Source organism: Chryseobacterium gregarium DSM 19109, from assembly GCF_000430845.1.
GTDB classification, from domain to species: Bacteria; Bacteroidota; Bacteroidia; order Flavobacteriales; family Weeksellaceae; genus Chryseobacterium; species Chryseobacterium gregarium.
Genome location: NZ_AUMU01000006.1, coordinates 133,908 through 145,564 on the forward strand (window position 1 = coordinate 133,908; position 11,657 = coordinate 145,564).

13 protein-coding genes are annotated in these 11,657 nt (G+C 40.1%); 10 read left to right on the plus strand and 3 right to left on the minus strand.

The window, feature by feature from the left end:
* Window positions 1-50: 50 nt before the first annotated feature.
* The gene (locus H561_RS0107285; RefSeq protein ID WP_027386412.1) at window positions 51-1,019 is read left to right on the plus strand and encodes an NAD-dependent epimerase/dehydratase family protein; all 969 of its coding nucleotides are present in this window, start codon (window positions 51-53) and stop codon (window positions 1,017-1,019) included.
* Between the two features lie 81 nt (window positions 1,020-1,100).
* Complete coding sequence (locus H561_RS0107290) at window positions 1,101-1,853, plus strand: polysaccharide deacetylase family protein (RefSeq protein ID WP_027386413.1); 753 nt, start codon at window positions 1,101-1,103, stop codon at window positions 1,851-1,853.
* Between the two features lie 18 nt (window positions 1,854-1,871).
* On the opposite strand, the gene H561_RS23265 is transcribed toward H561_RS0107290, so the two are convergent.
* The 3 genes from H561_RS23265 to H561_RS0107305 form a co-directional block, all read right to left on the minus strand.
* Entirely contained in the window at window positions 1,872-2,696 is an 825-nt protein-coding gene (locus tag H561_RS23265; RefSeq protein ID WP_051349328.1) for a class I SAM-dependent methyltransferase, read from the minus strand.
* A 35-nt stretch (window positions 2,697-2,731) separates the two neighbouring features.
* The gene (locus H561_RS0107300) at window positions 2,732-3,937 is read right to left on the minus strand and encodes a metallophosphoesterase (protein WP_027386414.1); all 1,206 of its coding nucleotides are present in this window, start codon (window positions 3,935-3,937) and stop codon (window positions 2,732-2,734) included.
* 67 nt (window positions 3,938-4,004) lie between these two features.
* On the minus strand, window positions 4,005-5,072 hold the full coding sequence (locus H561_RS0107305) for a 3-oxoacyl-ACP synthase III family protein (protein ID WP_027386415.1): 1,068 nt from the start codon (window positions 5,070-5,072) through the stop codon (window positions 4,005-4,007).
* 101 nt (window positions 5,073-5,173) lie between these two features.
* Here H561_RS0107305 and H561_RS0107310 point away from each other — a divergent pair, with 101 nt between their 5' ends.
* The 8 genes from H561_RS0107310 (at window position 5,174) to H561_RS0107345 (ending at window position 11,466) form a co-directional block, all read left to right on the plus strand.
* Window positions 5,174-5,743 (plus strand): hypothetical protein, encoded by a 570-nt coding sequence (locus H561_RS0107310; RefSeq protein WP_027386416.1) that lies wholly within the window; start codon window positions 5,174-5,176, stop codon window positions 5,741-5,743.
* Window positions 5,744-5,746: 3 nt separating this feature from the next.
* The gene (gene ubiE, locus H561_RS0107315; protein ID WP_027386417.1) at window positions 5,747-6,478 is read left to right on the plus strand and encodes a bifunctional demethylmenaquinone methyltransferase/2-methoxy-6-polyprenyl-1,4-benzoquinol methylase UbiE; all 732 of its coding nucleotides are present in this window, start codon (window positions 5,747-5,749) and stop codon (window positions 6,476-6,478) included.
* A gap of 3 nt (window positions 6,479-6,481) precedes the next feature.
* The gene (gene porT, locus H561_RS0107320; protein ID WP_034761615.1) at window positions 6,482-7,264 is read left to right on the plus strand and encodes a type IX secretion/gliding motility protein PorT/SprT; all 783 of its coding nucleotides are present in this window, start codon (window positions 6,482-6,484) and stop codon (window positions 7,262-7,264) included.
* A 135-nt stretch (window positions 7,265-7,399) separates the two neighbouring features.
* Window positions 7,400-7,702, plus strand: coding sequence for a hypothetical protein (locus H561_RS0107325; RefSeq protein ID WP_027386419.1), 303 nt, complete (start codon window positions 7,400-7,402; stop codon window positions 7,700-7,702).
* Complete coding sequence (locus tag H561_RS0107330; RefSeq protein ID WP_027386420.1) at window positions 7,702-7,989, plus strand: cell division protein ZapA; 288 nt, start codon at window positions 7,702-7,704, stop codon at window positions 7,987-7,989. The genes H561_RS0107325 and H561_RS0107330 overlap by 1 nt, the downstream gene beginning before the upstream one ends.
* A 230-nt stretch (window positions 7,990-8,219) precedes the next feature.
* The gene (gene rny / locus H561_RS0107335; protein ID WP_027386421.1) at window positions 8,220-9,785 is read left to right on the plus strand and encodes a ribonuclease Y; all 1,566 of its coding nucleotides are present in this window, start codon (window positions 8,220-8,222) and stop codon (window positions 9,783-9,785) included.
* A gap of 78 nt (window positions 9,786-9,863) precedes the next feature.
* On the plus strand, window positions 9,864-11,105 hold the full coding sequence (locus H561_RS0107340; protein ID WP_027386422.1) for an MFS transporter: 1,242 nt from the start codon (window positions 9,864-9,866) through the stop codon (window positions 11,103-11,105).
* Between the two features lie 166 nt (window positions 11,106-11,271).
* Complete coding sequence (locus tag H561_RS0107345; RefSeq protein WP_027386423.1) at window positions 11,272-11,466, plus strand: hypothetical protein; 195 nt, start codon at window positions 11,272-11,274, stop codon at window positions 11,464-11,466.
* The last annotated feature ends 191 nt before the right edge of the window (window positions 11,467-11,657 follow it).

Here is an 11,657-nt window from a genome sequence, read left to right on the forward strand (position 1 = left end):
TAGGCTTTAAAATATTTACTTTTGCTTGAGATCATTAATACTATAGAAAAATGGAATCCCACACGGAAAGAATATTGATTACCGGCGCGTTAGGGCAGATAGGTACAGAACTTACAAACAGGCTGGTTGAAATTCACGGAGCTGAAAATGTTGTTGCTTCAGGATTGGACAGGTGGCAGAAAGGCATTACTTCTGCCGGCTATTATGAAAGGATGGATGTAACCAATACACAATTGGTAAAACAGGTGATTAAAGACTATGATATTACCACGGTATACCATCTGGCTTCGTTATTGTCCGGAACTTCAGAGAAACAGCCACTGTTTGCATGGAAACTGAATCTGGAGCCGCTTCTTCATTTTTGTGAGCTGGCAAAAGAAGGCCTTATTCAGAAAATTTTCTGGCCGAGTTCAATTGCCGTTTTCGGGAAAGGGATTCCAAAAGAAAATGTAGGGCAGGATGTCGTTCTGAATCCTACCACGGTGTACGGGATTTCAAAAATGGCCGGTGAAAAATGGTGCGAGTATTATTTTGACAAACATGGGGTAGATGTAAGAAGCATACGGTACCCGGGACTGATTTCATGGAAAACACCTGCAGGCGGAGGGACAACCGATTATGCCGTTGAAATTTTTTATGAAGCGATCGAAGAAGGAAAATACACCAGCTTTATTTCTGAAAACACGGGGATGCCGATGCTCTATATGGAAGATGCCATTAATGCCACTTTAAAATTAATGGAAGCTCCGAAAGAAAGCCTGACGGTCCGTTCCTCTTATAATCTCGGCGGAATGTCATTCACTCCGAAAGAACTGGCAGAAGAAATCAAAAAGGAAATTCCGGAATTCGAGATTGATTATAAACCGGATTTCAGACAGCAGATTGCAGATTCTTGGCCGGCTTCCATAGATGATTCCATAGCTAAAAATGATTGGGGATTATCATATGATTTCGGAATTTCGGAAATGACCAGGGATATGATTAAAAACCTTAAAGTAAAACTCAATAAGAATTCTTAAGATAAACCTTAACTTTAATATAATTATATATTAACCTATGGTTATAAATGTTTTATATCGTTAACCTAAAATTTAATTTAAATGGTATTATTAACTTTTAACGTCGTAAATATCGAAGCTGAAATAAAAAATGAGGTTCATATTTCAGATGACGACCGTTTGAAAATCACCGTTGATAATACCAAAGCGATCCTCAGAATTTTAGATGTTCATAGTATTAAAGTAACTTTTTTTATTGAGGATTCAATTATTGATAAACTTCAAAACCTGATAAAAGCAATTTCATCCCAAGGGCATGAAATTGCTTTTTATTATAAGGGTTCAACGCTACCGCAAATTGAAGAAACGAAGAAATCGGTACAGGAATTTTTAGGGAAACAGATCAGGGGCATTCGTCAGAAAGACGGTGAACTTTCCCTGGAAAGTCTGAAACTGATGGAATTTAATTACCTTTCCAATATCGATAATGCCAATATTCTTTTCCCTTTTAAACGGCTGAAAAGAGATACTGAAATCAATGAAGAGAACGGATTGAGTATGGTGCCGGAAAGTATTTCGCCGTACAGCCAGTTGCCGTATAATGATTTTGTGTTCCAGATGCTTCCGATGGAATATTACCGGAATATGGTTTTTGAAACATTGAAGAGCGACGAATTTGTTCTGATTTATGTCAATACCTGGCAGTTTACCGACTTTAAGAAATATCAATTTAAAATCCCTTTTTACAGAAGGGTGAATTCAGGAAAAAAAATGGAAGACAAACTGGATGCTCTCCTTACCTGGATCAACGAAAAGGAAATGGCTACTTCCCGGATGAAAGATTATATTTTCTGATTAAATGAACAGCTAAAGCTATTCGTCATTTCTACTAATTACAAATAAATCTGTTGAATGACGCAATTCCTTTTCAAATAAAATATCTTTATAGGAATACTTTGAGTCAGAAATGACAGCAGAATTATCTTTTTTAAAATTCTCGGGACCTGATTTCAATTTTTTAATAAAAAGGAATAGGCGCTTTTGTAATTTTAATAAGAAAATTCTTAAAAAATTGGGATAGAAAACTAGGGTTGCCGGCAGAGTAATATTCCGCTGTTTCTTTGTTCTAGCTATTTCCTCAAAGATCAAATCGGAATCAGAACCTATCTTCAGAACTTCTACCTTTCTAAAATGTTTCTTAAGTAGGGATTCTAAACTGTTATAAGAATATTCTTTTAAGTGAAAGATGTTCCATGGCTTTTGGATATGATTAAAAAGCCTGTTTTCTTTATCCGGTGTAGAAATGAATAATATTCCTTTGGGATTCAATAATTTTTTTAAATTTATAATGTATTCGGAGTCATTTGAAACATGCTCTATTACTTGAAATGATGTAATGATGTCAAATTTTTTATCTTCTATTTCTTCAGACATCATGAACTCAAGATTAGATGAAGGATATTCTCTTTTAGCGAAATGTATAGCTTCCGGACTTATATCTACACCAATTACGCTCTCTGCAGTTTCAGATAATATTTTTGTACCATACCCTGAGCCACAACCGAAATCTAAAACTTTTTTATCTGCTACAAAACTTTTGACATATTCATACGTTGCAATGTGCATTAGGTGAAGATATAATTCTGATTTATTGTTGAAATTCCCATTTGAAATATGTCTCTCCCCGGTATCTTGCATTGTATATAATTTATTTTTTTGCAAAGTTAATAGATTTACGCCAGTTCAAAAAGCGTAATTTCCGGCAGCACCCCAACTCTTCCCGGGTAGCCCAACACGCCGAAACCCCGGTTAACATACAGCATTTTCCCTTCGCTTTCATACAGATCGGCCCACTTGGAATAGCGGTACTGAACCGGAGACCATTTTATGTTTTTTAGGTCTAAACCAAACTGCATTCCGTGCGTATGCCCGGAAAGGGTAAGGTGAACATTGCCCGGGTGCATTTTTACGACATAATCGAAATGGGTAGGGTCATGGCTCATTAATATTTTTGCCGCAGATTCCGGTACGCCTTTTAAAGCATCATCCAGTCTCCCGAATTGCGGGAAAGGCTTTAATCCCCAGTTTTCAACGCCCAGGATGTATAATTTCTCACCGTTTTTTTCAATGATCCGGTGTTCATTCCGGAGCATATCGAAGCCGGCCTGCTTTTCATATTCAATAAGCGTATCAAGATTCTTTTTTTTGTCACCCAGGGAAGCCCAGTTTACATAATCGCCGTAATCATGGTTCCCGAGGACCGCAAGCTTGCCGTCTTTCGCAGTAATCTGAGAGAATAGGGGAATAAACAGCTTGAATTCATCGGCTACATTATTTACCATATCTCCGGTAAACAGTATCAAATCAGCTTTCTGTTCGTTAATCAGGTCAATGGCATGCTGGAGTTTGGACGGGTCTGAAAAGCTGCCGCTGTGGACATCGGAGATCTGAATGATTTTATATCCTTTGAAACTTTCCGGAAGGTTCGCCAGTTTTACTTTTACCTTTCTTACTTTATGGCGGTATCTCCCGAAGGTAATCCCGTCAATGAACAGGGCAGAGAGAACGCCTCCCAGCCCTAAACCCATAAGGCTTAAAAACTTCCTTCTTTCCGGGAAAAAATGTTCCGTCGGTCCGGACAGCCCGACCAGGTAGCTGCCGGTTCTGAAGATATCATCAATCAGCAGGAATAAAACGATGAAGACTTTAGGCAGGATAAAAACAAGAAAAAGGGAGATCATGATCTGAGCCCTTACCATGCTTCTGTCTGCCCTGCTGAAATGGGTCACTTCATATATGAAAACCCCGTAAATGGCCAGCGAGAAGACCCAATAGCCGGTCCTTATCCAGAAATTATCGGTAAGCGTCCTGATGGCCTGGTAAATATAGACTTCCAGAAAAAGGAAGATCGCCGCAATGATAAAAAAGTTTCTTTGCATAACTGGTTTTAAAAAAGCACAAAGAATAATTTCCCTGTGCTTTTATATATTTTTTTATTAAAATAGATTAAGGAAATCTGTATACAATAGCATTGATGTTCATTCCGGCTCCGACCGAAGTCATCACAATGTTACCTTTTTCTTTAAACGTATGACCTTCCATTTTTCCTTTAATAATTAAATCATACATTGTAGGGATGGTCGCCACGGAAGAGTTTCCGAATTCCTGGATGGTCATCGGGGAAACAGAATGGTCGTACTCTTTTACATCATACAGTTTATGCAGCCTTTCAATCATCGCATAATCCATTTTGGCATTGGCCTGGTGGATCAGGATCTTGTTGATGTCTTCAATGGAAAGACCGGCATCATCAATGGTTTCCTTAATAGCGGCCGGAACATTTTTAAGGGCATACTCATAAATCTTTCTTCCCTGCATTCTTACATACAGGCGGCTCTGGTCGGATTCTTTATTGATGGATGGTCCGTTAGCCAGGTAATCCAGCTCCGGGCCGTTGTCACATATCGTATTGTGGGCAATGATCCCTATATTTTCTTCGTCAGTGGCTTTTACAACGACCGCTCCGGCCCCGTCTGCAAAAATCATTCTGTTTCTGTCATGCGGGTCTGTTACCCGGCTCAGTGTTTCCGCACCGATGACCAGAATGGTTTTGGCTACTTTGGCTTTAATTAAATTATCTGCCAGGATCATGCCTTCCACCCATCCCGGGCAGCCGAAAAGCATGTCATAGGTAATGCATTTTCTGTTCTTAATTCCTAATTTATTCTTTACTCTTGCCGCCATGGTCGGCATAAAGTCAGCATATCCGTGGGCGGTAACTTCCCCGAAATTACTGGCATAGATAATATAATCCAGCTCTTCAAGATCTATTTTTGCATCTGCAATAGCCATTTTTGCAGCCTCATATCCGATTTCTGAATTGGAAAGGTCTTCGTCAATAAATCTTCGGTTCTCTATTTCTGTGATTTCAACAAATTTAGCAATTGTTTCTTCTGCGGGTTTATCAATCTTTATTCCGTCATCTGAATAAAACTCTGAATCTAAGAAATAGTCTCTTCCGATAATTCTGCTGGGAAGATAAGATCCAGAACCAATAATGATCGTATTCGGCATTCGTTTGTATGATTTTTTAAAGAGGCAAAGTTAATAATTAATATTAATAACAAAGAATTAAAAATATTATTAAATTTGCAAAAATTGTACTTTACAATCTTATGAAAAATAATGCGTCTTTAAAAGGCTTAGTTATTGCAGTTGTGGCGTTTATCGTTGCATTTGGGGTTTATTTCTTTTTTTTAGCCAAGAAGAATTATTATGTGGTGGATAACCCTACGCCGGATACCTATTACTACAGCATCAACAGCGGTTCCGAAGGTACCATTGCAGGAGGTCAGACTGTTCCCGTAGACCTTAAGCAGGGGAAAAATTCCATAAAAGTGTTTGACCGTAATAAAAAATTGCTCTTTGATTCCGCTTTTGAAGTCAGCAGAGTCCGGGGGCTGATTAATATTGCCCACCAGGATTATTATATCAATGATCAGTATTACGGGTACAATCTTAAAAAAGATTCATTACTTTTGGCACTGGATAAGACCGTTATTGACGGGAAACCTTATTTTGGGGGAGCCAGACGCTTCAGCAAACTGTTTACGGATGATTTTTATTACAATGTGGATGAGGATTATGATAAGGTCATCAAAAATATCCAGCAGGTGGAATCCAGATCAAAGATCTTCAGAAAGCAGGATTACCTTAATTATTATAAAGAATATTACAAGTTTTAAGTTTTGACAAAAGATATTACCAAAATTACGCCCTACAACTCTGAAGCGACGAAGAAGAGCCAGGTAGAAGATATGTTTGACAACATAGCACCGAAATATGATCTTCTGAATCATGTGCTGTCCATGAAAATTGATGTTTTATGGAGGAATACGCTGGTGAAGTGGATGAAAAATGATAACCCGCAGGAAGTGCTGGATGTGGCTACAGGAACGGGGGATCTTGCCATCACCATTGAAAAGGGAACCGGGTCCAAAGTGATTGGTTTGGATTTATCGCAACAAATGTTAAATGTTGGCGTTATTAAAATAAAAAAACTTAAATTAGACGGCAAAATTTCCATGCAAAAGGGGGATGCAGAGAATCTGCCTTATGAGGACAACAGGTTCGATGCGGTATCCGTAGCGTTCGGGGTGAGGAATTTTGAAAACCTTACCAAAGGTCTGGCAGAATTGAGAAGAGTGGTTAAAGATAACAAGAGTGTTTACATACTGGAGTTTTCAAAGGTTGAGGGGTTCTTAGCGCCATTTTATATGTTTTACTTTAAAAATATATTGCCTGCCATCGGCAGACTGATTTCTAAGGATAATAGGGCATACACCTACCTTCCGGATTCTGTAAATGCTTTTCCTTTCGGGGAAAAGATGAGACAAATTCTTTTAGATACAGGATTTAAAAAAGTTGAATATAAAAAACTAAGTTTAGGTATAGCCACAATTTATAAAGCAACAAAGTAACCTATGAGTAAATTTTTATTAAAAGCACTGGTTTTAGCCTCAGTAAATGTTGCCGTGTTATCAAACGCGCAATTCAGAACCCGAAACAGAATGGATAAGCTGGAAGACTTTGACGAACAGAAATTCAGCTGGGGTTTTTACCTGAACGGAAACAGGCTTGCCTACCGTATCGTTCTCGATCCGAGATACGGTATGAATAATAACCAAAATCTTATTACATCCAAAGCAAGCTACAGCTTCGGTGCCGGACTGATCGCCAAATGGAGGCTGAATGACTATCTGGATGTACGATTGGAACCGGGGTTACAATTTGGTCAGAGACAGCTGACTTTCAATACACAGTCAAACGACCAGTATGCTGCGGGAACTTTGACGAATGATCCTTTTATTCCTATCCCTTTAACAGAAAGAGACCGCGTAAGGGAGATCAAGACTACCTTGGTGGATGTTCCTGTACTGTTGGAGTTTCACGGAATGAGATGGTACAATTCAAGGCCGTATGTGGCGGCGGGGGTGAATTATATCGTTAATCTTCAGTCCAACTCGGATTCTACCGATGATAACTATCAGCAGGTATTCAGGTCAACCACGCACAATTTCGCATGGTCTGCGGAAATGGGCGTTCAGTTTTACTTTAATAAATTTAAGCTGACACCGGCCATCAGAGGTACATTCATTATGAACAATGAGGTGGTTGCCGATAATGCGACTACGCCTCCTTACTGGACGTCGGCCATGTCTACCCTGCAGACAAGGGCGATATTTTTCGTACTGAAATTTGAATAAAAGATATTTTAAATATAAAAGGGAGATACATTTTGTGTCTCCTTTTTGTTTTGTGTCAAAATATAGAACGTTTTATTTTTGTTAGTATTAATATTTTGTTATTTTTGCTAACAGTTAGAATATACAAAACCTGGAATGCTTCAAGATTTAGAAAACCATTTTTCAGAATTAGAGAAAAAGATTTTGCTATTACAAAAAAATTATAAAAATCTTGCTGAAAATTTTTCGGAACTGAATAAGGAGCATGAAGAACTGAAGAGGAAATATGATGAGGAAAGAAAAAAGGGACAGGTATTAGCAGAAGAACAAAAAAATATAAAACTTTATTCAGCAATATCAGGAAACCCTGAGCATAACCGGTTGATGAAGAACCATATCAACAGGCTGGTAAAAGAAGTGGATTTCTGTATTGCACAGCTTCAAAACAGCGGATTATAATGGAGGTAAGAAGAATAACCATCAACATTGCAGGAAGGGTGTATCCGCTAAACGTACCGGCAGCAGAAGAAGAAACACTGCGTAAGGTAGGGAAGCAGATTGAAAATATGATTAAAGATTTTGAACAGAATTTCGATGTGAGAGACAAACAGGATGCTCTGGCAATGTGTGCCCTTAAACTGGGAACCAATGCCGAAGTGGTGTCTGCCAACTACGAAAAAACAATACATTCTGCCGGTGACAGACTGATGCAGATCAGTCAGTCGGTAGACGAAATAGGGAAATAGATTTTTTTTCCCGAAAAGACTGCCTACAATAATTCTAACACATTAAAGGTAAACTCAACGCTAAACAATTACCGAACAAATGTCCATCGAATGGCGTGCCGGTCCGTCCGGATTACAGACAGTGGAAATCAGTTCAAATCGTGTTGATTAGGAGTTTACTCTATATCACTGAATTGTTGTAGGCTTTTTTATTGAACATGATTAAAGACAATTAAAACTTAATATAAATTATGATAGAAATTATAATTGGCGTTATTTGCCTGGTAATCGGTGCCGCAGCAGGGATGTTTTTCTCGGGAAGCTCGCTCAATACCAAAGCAAAATTTATTATAGATGATGCAAAGAAAAATGCTGAAAATCTTATAGAAAAGGCTAACGTACAAGCCGAATCCATAAAAAAAGAAAAAAACCTTCAGGCGAAGGAAAAGTTTTTGGAGCTCAAATCCCAGCATGATGCCGATATCCAGGTTCGTGAAAAGAAAATGCAGGAGATTGAAAAAAGGACCAAAGACAAAGAACACAAGCTGAATGACGAGCTTAGCAGAACCGGAAAGCTTGAAAAAGATTTGGACAGGCAGATTGCAGATTATTCCAAGAAAACGGAGATTCTGGAAAGAAAACAGCAGGAACTGGATTCTGCAACCGCTAAAAAAGTAGAGATCCTAGAAAAGATTGCTAACTATACGGCAGAAGAAGCAAAAGCGGAACTGGTGGAAACCATGAAGGCGGAAGCGAAAACCAGGGCTCAGGCGCATGTTCAGAGCATTATGGAAGAAGCCCAGCTGAATGCGAAAAGCGAAGCGAGAAAAATCATTATCCAGACCATTCAGAGAATCGGGACGGAACAGGCCATTGAAAATTCCGTATCGGTTTTCAATATTGAGTCTGATGAGGTAAAAGGAAGAATTATCGGCAGGGAAGGACGTAATATCCGTGCTCTGGAATCCATTACCGGCGTGGAAATTATTGTTGATGATACCCCGGAAGCCATCCTTCTTTCCTGTTTTGATCCGGTAAGGAGGGAAATTGCCAGATTATCCCTTCACCGTTTGGTAACGGACGGAAGAATCCACCCGGCCAGAATTGAGGAAGTGGTGGAGAAAACCAGAAAGCAGATCGAAGAGGAAATTATAGAAGTCGGAAAAAGAACGATTATTGATTTGGGGATCCACGGACTGCATCCTGAGCTGATCAAGATCGTGGGACGAATGAAATACCGTTCCTCATACGGACAGAACCTGTTACAGCACTCAAGAGAAGTGGCGAATATTGCCGCAACCATGGCTGCTGAACTGGGATTGAATGTAAAACTGGCGAAAAGAGCAGGATTACTTCATGATATCGGTAAAGTTCCGGAGCAGGAATCAGAGCTTCCGCACGCCTTATTAGGAATGCAGTGGGCAGAGAAATACGGTGAAAACGCAGAAGTGGTAAATGCCATCGGTGCTCACCATGACGAAGTGGAAATGACTTCATTATTATCCCCGATCATTCAGGTAGCCGATGCGATCTCAGGCGCAAGACCGGGGGCCAGAAGACAGGTGCTGGAATCTTACATCCAGAGACTGAAAGACCTTGAAGCGGCAGCATTAAGCTTTGACGGTGTTTCATCGGCTTACGCTATCCAGGCTGGCCGTGAGCTTAGGGTAATGGTGGAAAGTGGAAAAGTAAATGACGAAGTGGCTTCCCAGCTGTCTTATGATATTTCTGAGAAAATCCAGAACGAACTAACCTATCCGGGACAGGTCAGGGTAACGGTCATCAGGGAAACACGAGCCGTGAATATTGCAAGATAATCACTCAAAAAAGATATTGTATAAAAACCTTTCAAGAAATTGAAAGGTTTTTTATTTTTATCAAAATTTAAAATTAAGATGCAAGAACCTTCATTATCATCCAAAGCGAAGCTTATCTTTTCCATTCCCGTGATTATTTCCGCTTTGGGTTACTTTGTAGATATCTACGACCTGCTGCTGTTCGGTATTGTGAGAATCCCAAGCCTCAAAGCATTAGGCCTGAATCCGGATACGGACGGGACCTTCATCCTCAACTGCCAGATGGTCGGCCTGCTGATCGGCGGCGTGTTCTGGGGGATTTTCGGAGACAAGAAAGGAAGGCTTTCAGTGCTTTTCGGGTCTATCCTGGTGTATTCTCTGGCCAACATCGCCTGCGGCTTCCTGCCGTATTTTCCGGAGGAGCATCTGGTATATCAATACGCAGGATTACGGTTCATTGCAGGGATTGGCCTTGCCGGGGAGCTCGGAGCCGGAATTACGCTGGTTTCCGAGAGCCTGCCGAAGAACCTCCGGGCCATCGGCACTTCGGTAGTGGCCGGGTTCGGACTGATGGGTGCCGTGGTGGCACAGCTCACGGTAGAATTGGCCGGCGGCTGGAATATTTCATACATCATCGGCGGAATATTAGGAATCATGCTTTTGTTCCTGAGGATCAGTGTTTCGGAATCCGGGATTTACAAAAATATAGAGCACAAATCGGTTTCCAAAGGCAACTTCCTGTCCTTCTTTACCAATAAAGACCGTTTCATAAGATATCTGAAATGCATTGCAGTAGGGCTGCCGACCTGGTTCTGCATCGGAATCCTGGCTGTTCTTGCCAACCAGTTCGCTCCTGAACTGGGGATCAAAGACCTGAATCCCGGTAAAGCCATTATGTGGGCCTATGTCGGGATTTCGGTAGGCGATTTGCTGAGCGGTTTTATTTCCCACGCTTTAAAATCCCGTAAAATGGCGATTTTTTATATGCTGGCTTTTACCGTTGTCGGGGTGGCCGTGATGCTCTTCGGCAATACCGATACGGAATCGAAATATTACTTTTTCTGTGTATGGTTAGGTTTGGGAACGGGATATTGGGCAATGTTCGTAACTCTGGCAGCGGAGCAGTTCGGTACCAACATCAGGAATACCGCGACTACTACCGTTCCGAATATGGTGCGGGGCCTGGTACCGGTCATGATCTTCTCATTTGACTTTTTTAAGAATAGTTTTTCGGTCATTATCAGTGCGGCTATCTTAGGAGCCATCGTCTTCGGGCTGGCCTTTTACGCTTCCCTCACCATCTCCGAAACCCATGATAAAGATCTTGAATTTACAGAATAATTATTGGTGTTTAAGAAATATTTACAGCAATGCTGCGTTTAGTAAAGGTATAAGGTAAACAGAATAAATAAATTATAAGAATTATATTAAATTATGCTTTGAATAATTAATTTTTGTTTAAATTTGAAATAACTAAATCATAATATTAATCAAAAAACAAATCACAATGCAGAACAACATTTTAAAGAACGCTAAAAAGCTTAGAAAAGAAGATCTGAAAAATATCGTAGGAGGTGTAGGAAAAGGAGGTTCATTAGGTACGCCGGATCTTTCACTTTGCGGATGCAGCTGTACGGGAGCCGTTACCGGACCTAAATACTGCTCATCTTATATTGCCTGTCCACAGGTTATTACCTGCTAACAGAATAGTCAGAGTTATTTCAACCAGAAATAAACATTTCCACATTTAATACGCAAAAGCCTTCCGGATCTTCCGGGAGGCTTTTGTAATTTATATCGGGGCAATGATGCACTTTACAGATTTTTTTCAGGAGCTTTTTCCCGCTTTCCATTACAATCTTTTTTTTCAAAAAAGGCTTTTCATTTCAATCG